The organism is Sphingobium chungangianum (assembly GCF_977014255.1).
The window spans coordinates 1,437,250-1,453,325 of the sequence record NZ_CDRNIV010000006.1; the positions used below are offsets into that span (position 1 = coordinate 1,437,250).

A 16,076-nucleotide genomic window follows, 5' to 3' on the forward strand; every position below is an offset into this window, starting at 1 on the left:
CCGCCGCGGGGGGCAAGCTTTGCATTGACGCACACGCCGACGGTTGCTCCGAAATATTGACAGCCTCATCCTCACCCGCGACATGTGCGCCATAATGAAGGTCGCTCCATCAGCCCCCCTGCTCTTCTTCGATTCCGGCGTTGGCGGGCTCTCCATCCTCGCGCCAGCACGCTCAGCGTTGCCCAACGCCCCTATCGTCTATGCCGCCGACAGCGCAGGCTTCCCCTATGGAACGAAGGGCGAGGCGGAGATCGCCGCCCGCGTGCCCGCCCTGCTCGGTCGCCTGGTCGAACGCTTCCGCCCCCGCCTCGCCGTGATCGCCTGCAACACCGCCTCGACCATCGCTCTGTCCGCTGTCCGCGCCGCGCTGGACATCCCCGTCGTCGGCACCGTCCCCGCGATCAAACCAGCCGCGCTTCTTTCCAAAAGTCGCGTATTCGGCGTGCTAGGCACCGATGCCACCGTGCGACAGCCCTATGTCGATCGCCTCACGGCCGAGTTCGGAGCAGACTGCACCGTCCTGCGTCACGGTTCTGCCGCCCTTGTCCAGCTGGCCGAAGCAAAGCTGCGCGGCGAGCCTTTGAACCCCGCTATCGCCCGCGACGCTCTTGCTGGTCTTCTCGATCAGCCCGGCGGCGACCTTATGGACACGGTGGTGCTCGCCTGCACGCACTTCCCGCTGGTGGAGGCGGAACTCGCGGCCGCCGCGCCCAGGCCCCTCACCTTCGTCCACGGCGGGGAGGGCATCGCGCGCCGCATCGCCTACCTGACCCAAGGACAGGGCTGGCCAGCCTCCCCCCCGTCCGGAAAAGCCGTGTTCACGCGCCTCGACAATAGCGTCGCGACGCTCGCCCCGGCGCTGGCTGACTTCGGCCTTACCCAGATGGAAGCGCTTTGAGGGGTGAGACCTTTGGTCCACTCCCAATTTCCTCTATCATCGTGATAGGTATTTCTCCCTAACGCTGCGAACGGTTATCGCTGGTAATGACGCGCGGCAGCAGGTAAACGCCCGCAAGAGGGGAATGCGGGCCACTAAGGGACTAGGGCGTTACGTGAACTACAAGCATATCTTCGCGCAGGCGATCGACCGGCTTCACAGCGAAGGCCGCTACCGCGTGTTCATCGATATTCTGCGGAACAAGGGTGCCTTCCCTAACGCCCGCTGCTTCCACGGCCATAATGGCCCGAAGCCCATCACCGTCTGGTGCTCCAACGACTATCTCGCCATGGGGCAACACCCCAAGGTCGTAGCCGCGATGGAAGAGGCGCTGCACGATGTGGGCGCAGGCTCCGGCGGCACCCGCAACATCGGCGGCAACACCCATTATCATGTCGATCTGGAGGCTGAACTGGCCGATCTGCATGGCAAGGAAGCGGCTCTGCTCTTCACGTCCGGCTATGTGTCGAACGAAGCGGCGCTCTCCACCCTCGCCAAGCTGCTGCCCGGTTGCATCGTGTTTTCCGACGAGCTGAACCACGCGTCGATGATCGCGGGCATCCGCAATTCCGGCTGTGAAAAGCGCGTCTTCCGCCACAATGACGTCGATCATTTGCGCGAGCTGCTCGCCGCAGAAGATCCCGACGCTCCCAAGCTGATCGCGTTTGAAAGCGTCTATTCGATGGATGGCGACGTCGCCCCCATCGCCGAAATCTGCGACCTGGCCGACGAGTTCAACGCGCTCACCTATCTGGACGAAGTGCATGCGGTCGGCATGTATGGCGCGCGTGGCGGCGGCATTTCCGAACGTGACGATGTCGCGCATCGCCTGACGATCATCGAAGGCACGCTGGGCAAGGCTTTCGGCGTCATGGGCGGCTATATCACGGCCGATCAGATGATCGTCGATGTGATCCGCAGCTACGCACCGGGTTTCATCTTCACGACATCGCTCTCGCCCGTCCTTGTTGCGGGCGTCCTCGCGAGCGTCCGCCACCTCAAGCAGTCGAACGAAGAGCGCGAAGGCCAGCAGGTCGCCGCTGCTACGCTCAAACGCTTGATGGCGGAATCGGGCTTGCCGGTCATGCCGTCCGTCACCCACATCGTCCCGCTGATGGTCGGCGACCCAGTCAAGGCCAAGCGGATCAGCGACATCCTGCTCGCCGAATATGGCGCCTATGTTCAGCCCATCAACTACCCCACCGTCCCGCGCGGCACCGAACGCCTGCGCTTCACGCCCGGCCCCGCGCATACGGTGGAAATGATGCAGGACCTGGTTCAGGCGCTCGTCGAAATCTGGGATCGGCTGGAGCTGGAACTCAAGAAGGCCGCCTAGCCGGACCTCTTGCGGAACAATAGGGGCATTTCCCATCTTCTTGGATGGATATGCCCCATTGGATCGAACCGCACCCCACCGGAATATACGTCCGCCCCGCTGACGCCTGGATCGATCCATCCCAGCCAGCCGAACGCGCGCTCGTCACCCACGGTCATGCTGATCACGCGCGCGGCGGCCACGGCCATGTCTGGGCGACGCAAGAAACCCTCGCCATCATGGCGCTGCGCTACGGCACGGCGAGCGGGACGCCCGTCGGCTACGGCGAGCAGATTCGCATGGGCGGGGTGGACATCTCCTACATTCCCGCAGGCCACGTACTCGGCTCGGCGCAAATCCTGCTTGAACATGCGGGGGAGAGGGTGGTCGTCACCGGGGATTACAAACGCCGCCCCGACCCCACCTGCAAACCGTTCGAACCAGTCCCCTGCGACATCTTCGTAACCGAAGCGACCTTCGGCCTCCCCGTCTTCCGCCACCCTGACACAGGCAGCGAAGTCGACCGCCTGCTCGCCGCCCTCCACGCCCATCCCGACCGCTGCGTCCTCGTCGGCGCCTATGCACTTGGCAAAGCCCAACGCCTGATCTGGGAAGTCCGCGCGCGCGGCCATCATGACCCCATCTACATCCACGGCGCGATGGAGCGCATGTGCGCGCTCTATCAGGATTTCGGCATCGACCTTGGCGAACTCCGCCCCGCGACGGGCATCCCAGCAAAGGAGATGCGAGGCCACCTCATCGTCTCGCCCCCTTCCGCCCTCAACGACCGCTGGAGCCGCCGCCTGCCCGATCCCATCACCGCCATGGCGTCAGGCTGGATGCGCGTCCGCCAGCGCGCCCGGCAGAAGAATGTCGAACTCCCTCTCGTCATATCCGACCATGCCGACTGGGATGAACTGACCAGCACCATCCGCGAAGTCGCCCCCACCGAAACCTGGATCACCCACGGCCGCGAAGAAGCTCTGCTCCACTGGTGCATGACCCACCAGATGCGCGCCCGCGCCCTCGAACTGGTCGGCCGCGAAGATGAGGATGAGGGTTGATGATCACCAAACGCCCTCTATCCCCGTTCGCCCTGAGCCTGTCGAAGGGCTTATCTTTCTTGAAGGGAAGTAAAGGGCTTCGACATTCGAACGAGATAAGCGGCTCATTCGGACAGCCCGAACGGACGAGAGGTTTCATTCTGTGAGACAATTCTCCCAACTCCTCGACGGCCTCGTCTACACCCGCTCCCGCAACGGCAAGCTGGACCTCATCGCCCGCTACATGCGCGAAGCCCCTGACCCCGATCGAGGCTGGGCGCTCGCCGCCCTAACCGGCAATCTCGGCATAAAAGCCGTCAAAGCCTCAGCCATCGGCGAAATGATACGCGCCCGCACCGACCCGGTCCTCTACGAAATGAGCCGCGATTATGTCGGAGATCTCGCCGAAACCGTCGCCCTCCTCTGGCCCAAGCCCGAAAACCAGCCCGCGGAAATGGACGACGCCACCCTCACCCTCTCCGCCATAGTCGATCGCCTCCACAACGTCAGCCGCGCCGCCGCCCCCGATACACTCGCGCAAATGATGGACCACCTGGACGCCTCCGGCCGCTTCGCCCTCCTGAAACTCGCCACCGGAGGCCTGCGGGTCGGCATCTCCGCCCGCCTCGCCAAGACCGGCTTCGCCCAAGCCTTCAACCTCGATGTCGATGATGTGGAGGAATGCTGGCACGCCCTCTCCCCGCCCTACACCGCCCTGTTCGACTGGGCCGAGGGCAGGTCCGGTCGCCCCGACCCCGCAGGCACGCCCTTCTTCCGCCCCTTCATGCTCGCCCACCCGCTCGAAGCCGACAGCGTGGACCTGACCCACTATGCCGCCGAATGGAAATGGGACGGCATCCGCATCCAGATCGTCGGCACGGGCGAGCAGACCCGCCTCTACAGCCGCGCCGGAGACGACATCAGCGGCAGCTTCCCCGAAATCGCGCAAGCCTTCACCGCCCACGCAGTCCTCGACGGCGAACTCCTCGTCAAAGGCGAATTTCAGGGCGGAGAAGCGGCGAGCTTCAACGCCCTCCAGCAACGCCTCGGCCGAAAAGCGGTGACGGCCAAGATGATGGCCGACTACCCCGCCTTCGTCCGCCTCTACGACATCCTCCTCCACGCCGACGAAGACCTCCGCCCCCTCCCTTGGGCCGAGCGCCGCCCCCGCCTCGAAACCATCGTCCCGATGTTAAACCCCGACCGCTTCGACATCTCTGCCCTGATCGAAGCCCCCGACTTCGAAACCCTTGGCCAGATCCGTGCAGGCGCCCGCGACGCCGCCATCGAAGGCGTGATGCTAAAGCGGCGCGACAGCCCCTATGTCGCCGGACGCAAGGCCGCGCTCTGGTATAAATGGAAACGGGATCCCCTGACCGCAGACTGCGTGATGATGTACGCCCAACGCGGCCACGGCAAACGCTCGTCCTTCTATTCCGACTATACTTTCGGCTGCTGGACCGAGGAAGGCGAACTGCTCCCGGTCGGCAAGGCCTATAGCGGCTTCACCGACGAGGAACTGAAGTGGCTAGACCGCTTCGTGCGCACGAACACGGTCAACCGCTTCGGCCCCGTGCGCGAGGTGGAAAAGTCACTGGTGCTGGAAGTCGCCTTCGACAGCATCCACGACAGCAAGCGACATAAGTCCGGCTTGGCGATGCGCTTCCCGAGGATTGCCCGGATCAGACGAGACAAGCCTGCGGCGGAAGCGGATACGGTCGAAGGCTTGAGAAGACTGGTAAGTTAATCCGTCAGTATGTGTCCCTCACCCGAACATATACTTGTCCTCTGGAAGCGAACCCCTCTGGCGAACGACCGGTATAGGTAAAAGAGCTAAGACCGATAAAACTGCCAACTCGCGAGACTGTTACGACACCCTGCGCTGACAATGACACAGCTATTTCGCTAGGATTGTCATTGATGACAGACGTTATTACTCCTGATGGCATGCCTGAAAACAGAACATAGTCATTGCAGAAGAGCGCCCGCATCGAACTACAGTCATTTGGTGCAGTATATGAGTAGGGCACGACGCTAAATGGGTTCAGTTCTCTATAATCCGTTATACCTACATAGTCGGTCATAGCAGGGACTGATGCTGAAGCGAATGTTTGCACTGCCGTTTGAATGTCTACTTCTGTGATCGAACTGATCCGCGCGGTCGCCGGGTTGGGCCATTGCGCTAGTAGAATGGCGATTTCCGGAAGAACATAAAATCGATAGGCGTATGCCCATGCTTTGATGGATGTATCATCACTAAGCCTTTCCGGCATTGCGGAAAAATATTTTTGAAGCAAGTCCGCCGCAGCCTCCAGGCGTCCTGGAGGTGAAGACACCGCATTGCGACTTTTATTCAAAGCCGCCAAGATGACGGATTTTTCCGTCAAGCGAGCGTCCCCAGTTTCATTTATAATCTGGGCCAGATAGTTCGCTACTTCCTGCACGGAAACGCTTGCATCTATCGAATCGCCGTTCGTATCCTTGGTGAGAACGCCCAACGCCAATATCTGCATGTTGATGGTGGTAATGCGCGCGGCATCTTCGCTCACCATCGAACTACTGCTGTTGCGACCCTCAACAGGATTGAAGGTGAGCAAATTCGTCTCACTCCTCAGCGCCATAGGACCAGTCGAAAGGCCTAATGCATTTCGCACGGTTGCTTGATTTCCATGAGCGTCAATCACCGTACTGAGAGGCGAGATCACCGACGCCCCCACTGGTGCCCTCAACCGTGAAAACGCAAAGCCCATAGTTGAGTCAACACCCAAGGCCTGCATACGATAAAGTGGAGAAGCCGGGATGGTTCCACTAATCCAGGACGGCTTTGCGACGGTGACGGCCGTACCGAAAGTTCCGGTCATTGAAGTGGGAGTGTTGCCGTCCGAGCCGTCACCAAACTGACCATTGCCATTAGCGTCGATCAACACTGTCGATAGAAGTGGGCCGACTGCTACCACCGAAAAGGTTGTGGGCGTCGGTGTCGGGGCAGGCGTTGATGGTGCCGGAGGAGCAGATTCCTCGCCGGATCCGCCTCCGCAACCAGATGTCATTGCTATAATCGAAATAGCCAAAAGGCTATGTTTGAGATATTTAGACTTCATGCCTGCCCCCTGAATGAGTTCCGGAGCTAATCGGAGCTGAGCCAGACGGCAATGACAAATGTTGTCTTTTTAAACAGGGCATTAGCCGAGAGCCGCAAAGCTCTCGCTGTTGGATAGCATAAAGGAGTCCTCCCATGCCCTACACCGGAAGCTGCCACTGCGGCGCAGTCACCTTCACCGTAGCCGCCGACGCGCCCACCGAAGCCATGTCCTGCAACTGCTCCCATTGCAGCCGCAAGGGCTTCCTCCTCACCTTCATTCCCGCCGACCAGTTCACCCTCGACAGTGGCGAGGACAAGCTGACCGACTATCAATTCTACAAGCACAAGATCACGCACCGCTTCTGCAATATCTGCGGCACGCAGTCCTTCGCTGAGGGCAATTCCCCCGACGGCCCGACCCGCGCCATCAACCTGCGCTGCGTGCCCTCGGTCGATATCGACGCGCTCAAGATCAAGAAGGTCGACGGCGCCAGCTTCTAGGACGGCACCGCGCGCACCGCATTTTTGCTCGCGCGGAGGCGCACGAAGGGACGGCCTAAGCCTTCTTCCTGCTCCGCGGCGGCTTCGCCTCATTCAGCGCAACCGCCGCAAGCACCAGCGCCTTGAACGCCTCCGCATCGATATCCTCACCCTCGCGGATATCGATCGCGCGCCTGACATTGCCCTCAAGAACTCGCGTTGAACAGCCCCGCCGGGTCATCCAGCGAAGCCCCCTTGGCAAAGGTCAGCTTCACCACCGCCTTGTAAGTCTCGCCCGTGCAGATGATCCCGGAATGGCTCCAGGTCGGAACGCCGCGCCATTTCCATTCCTCGACAACTGCCGGATCAGCCTCCCTGATCAGCCCCCGGACCCGCGCCAGCATCGCGCCCCGCCAATCGCCAAGTTCCGCGATCCGCGCATCGATTAGTGCGGAAGCCTGCTGCTCATCGCTCATCCGTTCGGCCCATCCCTCGATGAAGGTTCCTGCTTCTGCCAGACTGACTTTGCGCTGTCACGCGTAGCCCCTATATGAGCGCTTTCGCGCAAAGGGCGCGCTTCACCTATGGAGCAGTGGAATTGAGCAAGGTTCTGGTCATTGGCGCAGGCGGCGTCGGGTCTGTCGCGGTTCACAAGATGGCGATGAACCCTGACATTTTCAGCCATATCACGCTCGCCAGCCGCCGCATCGTCAGCTGCGAGAAGGTAGCCGAATCGGTGAAGGCGCGCACCGGCGTCACCATCGACGTGGCGCAGGTTGACGCCGACAATGTCGCGGAAACCATCGCCCTGATCGAAAAGGTCCAGCCCAAGCTCGTCGTCAATCTGGCCCTGCCCTATCAGGACCTGGCGATCATGGACGCCTGCCTCGCGACCAAGACCGATTATCTCGACACCGCCAATTACGAACCGCGCGACACGCCCAAGTTCGAATATAGCTGGCAGTGGGCCTATCAGGACCGTTTCAAGGAAGCGGGCATCATGGCGCTGCTGGGTTCGGGCTTCGACCCCGGCGTCACCAGCGTTTTCGCGTCCTACATCAAAAAGCATCTGCTCGACTGGATCGACACGCTCGACATTCTGGACTGCAATGGCGGCGACCACGGCCAGCATTTCGCCACCAACTTCAACCCGGAAATCAACATCCGCGAAGTGACCGCGCCCTCGCGCCACTGGGAAGGCGGCAAGTGGGTCGAAGGCCCTGCGCTGAAGCACAAGCAGGCGTTCAACTTCGATCAGGTCGGTGAGAAGAACATGTACCTCATGTATCATGAGGAACTGGAATCGCTCGCGAAATTCTACCCGGAAATCAAACGCATCCGCTTCTGGATGACCTTCGGCGACGCCTATCTCAAGCATCTTGAAGTGCTCCAGAATGTCGGCATGACCCGCATCGACCCGGTGATCTACAACGGGCAGGAAATTGTCCCGCTCCAGTTCCTCAAAGCCGTCCTCCCCGAGCCGTCGAGCCTCGGTTCCACGACCAAAGGCAAGACCAACATCGGCGACATCGCGACCGGCATGAAGGACGGCAAGCAAAAGACCGTCTATGTCCTCAACGTCTGCGACCATGAGGACGCCTATGCCGAAACCGGCAATCAGGCGGTCAGCTACACCACCGGCGTCCCGGCGATGATCGGCGCTGCTATGATGCTGACCGGCGCATGGAAGGGTGAAGGCGTGTTCAACATCGAACAGTTCGATCCCGACCCCTTCATGGACATGCTGAACAAGCACGGCCTGCCCTGGCAGGTGAAGGAACTGGACAAGCCGCTGGACTTTTGACGGTCCCGTAAGGGATCGTCACCCCGGACTTGATCCGGGGTCTCGTGCCGTCACGCCGTGCCCGACCACCTGAGATCCCAGCCTGCGCTGGGATGACGGAGTATTGAACATGGAAACCAAAGCCGGCGACCCCGCCGCCTTCGCGCATTTCGACCTGCACCGCGTCCCCTCACCCGCCTTTGTGGTGGATGAGGCCGCGATCCGCCGCAACCTGTCCATCCTGCGCGACATAGGCGATCGCGCGGGCATCAAGGTGCTGGGCGCGCTCAAGGCCTTCTCCATGTGGTCCCTCGGCCCCGTAGTCGCCGAATATCTCGACGGCGTCTGCGCGTCCGGTATCTACGAAGCCCGCCTCGGCCGCGAAGAATATGGCGGCGAGGTCGCGACCTACTGCGCCGCCTATAAGCCGGACGATCTGGCGGCGATCCTCAAAATCTCCGACCACGTCATCTTCAACAGCCCCGGCCAGATCGCGCGGCTCAAACCCGTCGTCGACGATGCCAGAATGAACGGTGTGAACTTCGACATCGGTTTGCGCATAAATCCCCTCCACGCGGAGGGAGAAGTCCCCAAATATGACCCCTCGCAGCCCCACAGTCGCCTCGGTTTTCCGATCGACCAGCTACGTCCGGAGCATCTCGAAGGCGTCGATGGCCTCCATGTCCACAATCTCTGCGAGCAGGATTTCCTGCCCCTCAAACGCACATGGGCAGCCATCGAATCGCGCGTCATGCCGCATGTCGATGGCCTCAAATGGCTGAATTTTGGCGGTGGCCATCATGTCACCCGCGCCGACTATCAGATCGACGATCTGATCGCCTTCCTTCAGCGGATCAAAGCGCAGACCGGACTTGAACTCTATATCGAACCTGGCGAGGCAATGGCCCTCGATGCCGGAATCCTGATCGGCGAAATCCTGGACGTCATCGACAATGGGATGCCCGTCGCCATCACCGACATTTCAGCCACCTGCCACATGCCTGACGTCATAGAGGCGCCCTACCGCCCCGCCATGCTGCATGAAGAGGCGGACGGTCCCGCCACGCGATTCGGCGGCCCTTCCTGCCTGGCTGGCGACATCATCGGCGACTATCGAGTCCCCGGCGGCGCGACTCCGGGACGGCGCATCGCCTTCCTCGACCAAGCCCACTACTCGATGGTAAAGACCAACACCTTCAACGGTGTACCGCTCCCGTCTATCTGGCTGTGGAACTCGCAAACCGACGAACTCAAGCAAATCCGCCAGTTTTCATACGAGGATTTTAAGTCCCGTCTCTCCTGACGCACGCTTCATGCCCGCCCGCGCAACAAAATTTACGCATGCGCTTTACAGGGGGGACCCCTACGCATATATCGCCGTTCCGCTGCCCCATGGGACTTCCACCGCAAGGCAGCTTTTAATGCCCTGAACTACACTGGAGGTCCCTTGAGTTGCACAAGCACCATAGCGCGCTGGGGGTAGCGACCGCCCTCAAACCGGCAGCACCGGTAACGCTGATCCGCCCGCAGGCTGCGGCCCGCGCCGCCCGATTCTTCGCTGAGAAGTTTCCGGGGCGCTCGCTCTATGCTGTAAAGGCCAATCCCTCGCCGGACCTGCTCCGGACTTTGTGGGACAGCGGAATCACGCATTATGACGTTGCGTCCATCGCCGAGGTTCGCCTCGTCGCGGAAACGCTGCCGCAAGCAAAGCTGTGCTTCATGCACCCCGTCAAGGCTGAAGAAGCCATTGCGGAGGCGTATCACGTCCATGGCGTGCGCACCTTCTCGCTCGACACGATCGACGAGCTGGAAAAGATTGTGCGTGCCACCGACGACGCCACGGACCTTGAACTCTGCGTTCGCCTGCGCGTCTCGTCCGAACATTCGGAACTGAGCCTCGCGTCCAAGTTCGGCGCGGAACTCGGCGAAACCCGCGAACTGCTGATGGCCACCCGTCAAGCTGCTGATGCGCTCGGCATCTGCTTCCATGTGGGTAGTCAGGCGATGAGCCCGCAAGCCTATAGCGACGCGATCGAACGCGTCCGCGCGGCGATCGTCGATGCGGCGGTTACGGTCGACATCATCGACGTAGGTGGCGGTTTTCCGTCCGTTTATCCGGGCATGGAACCGCCTGCGCTGGAAGCTTATTTCGACGCTATCTATCGCGGCTTTGAGAGCCTGCCGATCAGCTATTCCGCCGAACTGTGGTGCGAGCCTGGCCGCGCGCTTTCGGCCGAATATAGCTCCATCATCGTGCGGGTAGAGCGTCGTCGCGGCACCGAACTCTACATCAACGACGGTGCCTACGGCGCGCTGTTCGACGCCGCACATATCGGCTGGCGTTTCCCAGTCGCCCTGCTGCGCGAGGATGAGAGCGAGGCGGATCTAAACGGCTTCTCCTTCTACGGCCCGACATGCGACGACATGGATCACATGGTGGGTCCGTTCATGCTGCCCGACGATGTGGCTGCGGGCGACTATATCGAGATCGGCATGCTCGGCGCATATGGCGCGGCGATGCGCACCGGGTTCAACGGCTTCACATCAGAAGCGGTCATTGAGGTGGAGGACGAGCCTATGGCCAGCCTCTACGCCGATCCGGTTCCGGCACGCCGTCGCGCAACTGTCATCAAGCTGGGCTAAAAGGCTCAAGCTCCCCTTTGGAGAGGGTGCCTGTCCCTCGCCGCAAATATGTGGCGAGGGATTTTCTTTAAGGTCGGCGAAAGACCGCCGCCAGTTCGACATGGGTCGACCATCGGAACTGGCCGACCGGCTTCACCTTGTCCAAAACATATCCGCTCGCCACAAGATGCGCCGCATCGCGGGCAAAGCTTGCCGGGTTGCACGAAACATAGGCGATCACCGGCACTGTTGACGCCGCCAACTGCATCACCTGCTCCCGCGCGCCCGCCCGGGGCGGATCGATCACCACCGCTGCAAACCTGTTCAATTCTTCAGGAAGCAGCGGACGCCTGAACAGATCGCGATGGTCGGCAACCATGCGCCGTTGAGCGCGATTGGCCGCCAGTTTGAGCGACAGCACCAGATCGCGCGCGCCCTCGGCCGCATATACCGGACGCTCCTTACCGACCCCCAGCGCGAATGTGCCAAGCCCACTAAAAAGGTCGGCAACCGCACCGCCTGCAGGCAGAGCCTCTCTCACGACCTCCAGCAAAGCAGCTTCCCCATCCGGCGTGGCCTGAAGAAAGGCGAAGGGAGGGAAGGCTACGGCAACGCCACCAAATGTCATCGTGCCCGGCTCAGGCTCCCAGCGCGTTTGCGGGCCATCGCCTTCATCGATCGTCAATCGCGCCAAGCTGTGAACAGCAGCAAAGTCACGCAACGCCTCGTCCGCCGCCAAGCCCGAAACCTGAACATTCTCCAGAAGCAGGTCCACGCCCTGATCGATGAGGGACATGCGAACATGCGCGGCCCGCCTATCCGGCAAGATCAGGGGCAGCAACGCTCTCAGCGGCTCGATCAGGGCAAAAAGCCGGGGTTCCAATATCTCGCACATCGCAAGATCGATCAGCTTGTGACTACCCGATTCAGCAAAACCGATGGCGATCCGCCGCCCCTCCCGAACGGCCCGTAAGGATGTCCGGCGCCGTGTTCTGGGCGGCGACAAATGAGGCGGCAGCAATGACTCAGCCGCCAGCGGCAGGCCCTGCCCCATCAAGGCGCCGGTCACGCGCCCCGTGACGAACTCAGCGAGGCTTTGTTCATCGACATGCTGCAGTTCGCACCCACCACAGGCGGGGAAATGAATACAGGGCGCTTCAACATGATGGGGACCAGTTGAAAGACTGCCATCGGCCGCCAGCCTGTCTCCCGGCGCTGCAAGCGGCACGTGCCTCCCATCGGCGGTTACGCCATCGCCCTTTGCGGCGATGCGAATTACAAGATCATTGTCGATGTCGGTCACAGGCGGGAGGCGATAGCCGCTGGCAACCGGGTGATCAAATCATCCGCAACAAACGCCGCTCCTGCACGTCTCGCTGCCTCGCCATGAAGCCACACGGCTTCGCTCGCCGCGCGAAACGGGTCTCCCCCAACCGCCAGCCGTCCAGCCGCCAGGCCCGCCAGAACATCCCCCGTCCCGGCGGTCGATAGCCAGGACGACGCGCCGGTTGCTACAGCAACGCGGCCATCGGGTGCCGCGATAATGCTATCCGATCCTTTGAGGATCACTATCGCCCCCGTTCGCTGGGCTGCTTCAACCGAACGATCAATCTTGCTACCGGACAGATCGCCAAACAGCCTCACGAACTCCCCCTCATGTGGGGTCAGGATCGACGAAGGCGGAACTGGCCCTACCTGCCCCGTTGCCAATAATGTTAGCGCGTCAGCGTCGAGCACCAGTGGATGACCGCATTGCAGCACTGCCTTCAAACGATCGGCTGCATGCTCATCATTGCCCAAGCCAGGCCCGACCAGCACCGCCGCAAACCTCTCGTCCTGAAGTTGCGCATCTACCTGATCAGGCTCGTCAGCCCGCAACATCACGATAGCGTCCGCAGTCGAAGAACCTGTGTCCACGACCAGATGTCGCACCATGCCTGCGCCGGAGCGCGCCGCAGCCTCGGCAGCAAGTCGCCCTGCCCCCGCCATGCTGCCGCCCACTATGGCGACCAGTCCACGGCTATATTTATGATCTGTTGCTCCCGGCGCTGTCAGGCGAGGCGGAGCAAGCCTATGAACGGCTCCGTCATCTCCCACGCCAATGTCCGCACAAGTCAGCCGCTTGAACGTACCGGCCGCAGGATGCAGCACATTAGCAGGCTTGAGCGCCCCCAGCGCAATGCAAACGTCGAATTGCGGCACCGGGGACAGCAGTGCCCCACTGTTCGTATCGACCCCGCTCGGCAGATCGATGGTGTAGCTGAGACCGGCTCGCTCCGTGAGGCTGTTCAGCCGTTCGGCAACAACCGTATCCAGCCCACGCGAAAGCCCCGTGCCGAATAGAGCATCGACCATTTGGGTTGCCGAACCCGCGTCATTGAGGGACTCGATCGGCCCATTCCATGCTGCCCGTGCACGGCGGCTCGAATCCGTGCGGCTTTCCCCCAACGCGGCGACACGGACGGGCACACCCCGCGCCCGCAGCAAACGGGCAATGACAAAGCCATCGCCGCCATTATTGCCTGGACCGCACAGCACCAGAAGGTCCCGCCGACCGCCCGCGCGCCAGATGACCTCTGCCGCCGCAGCCCCCGCGCGCTCCATGAGTTCATATTGTGGGATACCACTCGCGAACACGGCCTGTTCGGCTTGCCGCATCTGGGCGGCGGTCAGGATAGCCGTCCCCGTCATGGCACAGCCGCCGGAGGTATAGTCGCGGGCAGCCGATAATGATCCTCACCCGCGCTTACTTCGATAACAGCGTCGCTAATTACGGCGATCTTCGCGGGCTCGGCACCATCAGCCGATGCCAGACCCCGCCTGTCGTCCAGAATATGAAAACGGCGGAACCCACCATCCGGGTGGCGGATAATTAGAAGCTCTCCGTCCTGCTCGACCGCGCAAATGCGCGCCCATTTGGCGTCGGCACCGATCGCGCAGTCCGCAAGAGCCCTCTTTTCCGATGCAGAGTTCGCAAAGGGGCTCTGCGCCCCTTCGCCCTGATCACAGCCTGCCAGAGCGAGGCACAGGAGCCCCGCCCCGGCGATCTGTTCAGATATCCGCATAGACATGGGTTTCGGTCTTCGCTCCGGGATGCGTCACTGCCCCCTTGTAAGCCGGTCCCACATTCTGTGCATAGCGCCAGAGCGCGCCTGACTGATAATCATTCTGGCGAGGCTTCCAGTTCTTTTGCCGCTCGGCCAGCACGGACTCGGAAACCTTCAGGTCGATCGTGCCTGCTTCGGCGTCGATAGCGATGAGGTCGCCATTCTCGACCAGCGCGATCGGACCGCCCTCGGCAGCTTCCGGCCCCACATGGCCAATGCAGAAGCCGCGCGTCGCGCCGGAGAAGCGCCCGTCGGTGATCAACGCCACCTTCTCGCCCATGCCCTGGCCGTACAGCGCGGCAGTGGTCGACAGCATCTCGCGCATGCCGGGACCGCCCTTGGGACCTTCGTAACGGATGACGATAACCGATCCTTCGGCGATGTCGCGCGCTTCGACCGCCGCAAAAGCGTCTTCCTCACAATCGAAAACGCGAGCAGGCCCTTCGAACTGGAGGCGGTGCATGCCCGCCACCTTCACGATCGCGCCATTGGGAGCAAGCGACCCCTTCAAGCCCACGACCCCGCCGGTCGGCGTGATCGGCGACTTGACGTCATAAATGACCTTCTGGTCAGGATTCCAGGTCACTTCCTCGATATTCTCGGCGATCGTCTTGCCGGTGACGGTCATGCAATCGCCATGCAGCAAGCCGTTGTCGAACAAGGTCTTCATCAGCATGTAGATGCCGCCAGCATCGTACATATCCTTGGCGACATATTTACCGCCGGGCTTGAGGTCAGCGATGTAAGGCGTCGACTTGAAGATTTCCGCCACGTCGAACAGGTCGAAATCGATGCCGCACTCGTTCGCCATAGCCGGCAAGTGCAGCGCTCCGTTGGTCGAGCCACCCGTCGCAGCGACGATCCGGGCTGCATTCTCGAAGGCTTCACGAGTGCAGATATCACGCGGACGGATATTCTTCGCCAGTAGTTCCATCACTTGACGGCCCGCTGCGACGGCGACCTCTTCGCGGCTCTTGTAGGGAGCAGGCGCCATGTTGCTGTTCGGCAGCGAGAGGCCGATCGCCTCACCCACACAGGCCATGGTGTTCGCCGTATACTGACCGCCGCAAGCGCCGTGTCCGGGGCAAGCCACCTTTTCTAGCGCGATCACATCCTTCAGCGGACAAGCGCCCGCTGCATATTTGCCGACCACCTCGAACACATCGACGACGGTAACGTCGCGATTTTCAAAACGGCCCGGCAGGATCGACCCGCCATAAACGAAGATCGACGGCACATTCAGGCGCAGCATCGCCATCATCATGCCCGGCAACGACTTGTCGCATCCGGCAAAAGTGACGAGAGCGTCATAGCAGTGGCCGCGCACCGAAAGCTCGACCGAATCCGCGATGACTTCGCGGCTCGCCAGCGAGCTTTTCATGCCCTGATGGCCCATGGCGATGCCGTCAGTGACGGTGATGGTGTTGAACCGGCGCGGCATGCCGCCTGCTTCATTCACGCCCTGACGGCAGAAGTCCGCCTGCATGTCGAGCGTCGTGTTACACGGGGCGCTGTCATTGCCCGCCGACGCAATGCCTACGAAGGGACGGCCAATCTCTTCTTCAGTCAGGCCCATCGCATAATAATAGCTACGATGCGGAGCGCGCTCCGGACCAACCGAGACGTGGCGGCTCGGGAGTTTCGACTTGTCGAATGTATGAGACATAAAACCTACCCTTCTTGCGCGCCTCCTTTCCAAAAAGGGAC

At 61.5% G+C, this 16,076-nt stretch carries 14 protein-coding genes; 8 read left to right on the forward strand and 6 right to left on the reverse strand.

Annotated features, from left to right (window positions below; genetic code table 11):
- Positions 1 to 94: 94 nt before the first annotated feature.
- From murI to ACWNC0_RS14195, 4 genes are all read left to right on the forward strand, one after another.
- Positions 95 to 898, forward strand: coding sequence for a glutamate racemase (gene murI / locus ACWNC0_RS14180; protein WP_449472427.1), 804 nt, complete (start codon positions 95 to 97; stop codon positions 896 to 898).
- A gap of 154 nt (positions 899 to 1,052) precedes the next feature.
- The gene (hemA, locus tag ACWNC0_RS14185) at positions 1,053 to 2,273 is read left to right on the forward strand and encodes a 5-aminolevulinate synthase (protein ID WP_449472429.1); all 1,221 of its coding nucleotides are present in this window, start codon (positions 1,053 to 1,055) and stop codon (positions 2,271 to 2,273) included.
- Between the two features lie 50 nt (positions 2,274 to 2,323).
- Complete coding sequence (locus ACWNC0_RS14190; RefSeq protein ID WP_449472431.1) at positions 2,324 to 3,316, forward strand: ligase-associated DNA damage response exonuclease; 993 nt, start codon at positions 2,324 to 2,326, stop codon at positions 3,314 to 3,316.
- Positions 3,317 to 3,458: 142 nt separating this feature from the next.
- Positions 3,459 to 5,042, forward strand: coding sequence for a cisplatin damage response ATP-dependent DNA ligase (locus ACWNC0_RS14195; protein WP_449472433.1), 1,584 nt, complete (start codon positions 3,459 to 3,461; stop codon positions 5,040 to 5,042).
- 4 nt (positions 5,043 to 5,046) lie between these two features.
- On the opposite strand, the gene ACWNC0_RS14200 is transcribed toward ACWNC0_RS14195, so the two are convergent.
- Positions 5,047 to 6,396 carry a hypothetical protein gene (locus ACWNC0_RS14200; protein ID WP_449472435.1) on the reverse strand — a complete coding sequence of 450 codons (1,350 nt, stop codon included), beginning with the start codon at positions 6,394 to 6,396 and terminating at the stop codon, positions 5,047 to 5,049.
- Between the two features lie 134 nt (positions 6,397 to 6,530).
- Between ACWNC0_RS14200 and ACWNC0_RS14205 the strand changes: the two genes are divergently transcribed.
- Positions 6,531 to 6,878: a GFA family protein gene (locus tag ACWNC0_RS14205; protein ID WP_449472437.1), complete on the forward strand. Its 348-nt coding sequence runs from the start codon at positions 6,531 to 6,533 to the stop codon at positions 6,876 to 6,878.
- A 185-nt stretch (positions 6,879 to 7,063) separates the two neighbouring features.
- Here the strand turns inward: ACWNC0_RS14205 and ACWNC0_RS14210 are convergent, their stop codons facing one another.
- Positions 7,064 to 7,333, reverse strand: coding sequence for a DUF1801 domain-containing protein (locus ACWNC0_RS14210; protein ID WP_449472439.1), 270 nt, complete (start codon positions 7,331 to 7,333; stop codon positions 7,064 to 7,066).
- Positions 7,334 to 7,455: 122 nt separating this feature from the next.
- On the opposite strand from ACWNC0_RS14210, the gene ACWNC0_RS14215 reads away from it, so the two are divergent.
- The 3 genes from ACWNC0_RS14215 to ACWNC0_RS14225 all read left to right on the forward strand — a co-directional run bounded on the left by ACWNC0_RS14215 (position 7,456) and on the right by ACWNC0_RS14225 (position 11,283).
- Positions 7,456 to 8,661: a saccharopine dehydrogenase family protein gene (locus ACWNC0_RS14215; protein ID WP_449472441.1), complete on the forward strand. Its 1,206-nt coding sequence runs from the start codon at positions 7,456 to 7,458 to the stop codon at positions 8,659 to 8,661.
- 109 nt (positions 8,662 to 8,770) lie between these two features.
- Complete coding sequence (locus ACWNC0_RS14220; protein WP_449472443.1) at positions 8,771 to 9,943, forward strand: carboxynorspermidine decarboxylase; 1,173 nt, start codon at positions 8,771 to 8,773, stop codon at positions 9,941 to 9,943.
- Positions 9,944 to 10,092: 149 nt separating this feature from the next.
- Positions 10,093 to 11,283, forward strand: a complete 1,191-nt coding sequence (locus ACWNC0_RS14225; RefSeq protein WP_449472444.1) for a type III PLP-dependent enzyme — start codon at positions 10,093 to 10,095, stop codon at positions 11,281 to 11,283.
- 67 nt (positions 11,284 to 11,350) lie between these two features.
- Here the strand turns inward: ACWNC0_RS14225 and ACWNC0_RS14230 are convergent, their stop codons facing one another.
- The 4 genes from ACWNC0_RS14230 to ilvD are packed head-to-tail and all read right to left on the reverse strand — an operon-like array spanning position 11,351 to position 16,035.
- Positions 11,351 to 12,565 (reverse strand): class I SAM-dependent RNA methyltransferase, encoded by a 1,215-nt coding sequence (locus ACWNC0_RS14230; RefSeq protein ID WP_449472446.1) that lies wholly within the window; start codon positions 12,563 to 12,565, stop codon positions 11,351 to 11,353.
- On the reverse strand, positions 12,562 to 13,953 hold the full coding sequence (locus ACWNC0_RS14235; RefSeq protein WP_449472448.1) for an NAD(P)H-hydrate dehydratase: 1,392 nt from the start codon (positions 13,951 to 13,953) through the stop codon (positions 12,562 to 12,564). The genes ACWNC0_RS14230 and ACWNC0_RS14235 overlap by 4 nt, the downstream gene beginning before the upstream one ends.
- Positions 13,950 to 14,333, reverse strand: a complete 384-nt coding sequence (locus tag ACWNC0_RS14240) for a hypothetical protein (RefSeq protein ID WP_449472450.1) — start codon at positions 14,331 to 14,333, stop codon at positions 13,950 to 13,952. The genes ACWNC0_RS14235 and ACWNC0_RS14240 overlap by 4 nt, the downstream gene beginning before the upstream one ends.
- Positions 14,314 to 16,035 (reverse strand): dihydroxy-acid dehydratase, encoded by a 1,722-nt coding sequence (gene ilvD / locus ACWNC0_RS14245; protein WP_449472452.1) that lies wholly within the window; start codon positions 16,033 to 16,035, stop codon positions 14,314 to 14,316. The genes ACWNC0_RS14240 and ilvD overlap by 20 nt, the downstream gene beginning before the upstream one ends.
- Between the last annotated feature and the right edge of the window lie 41 nt (positions 16,036 to 16,076).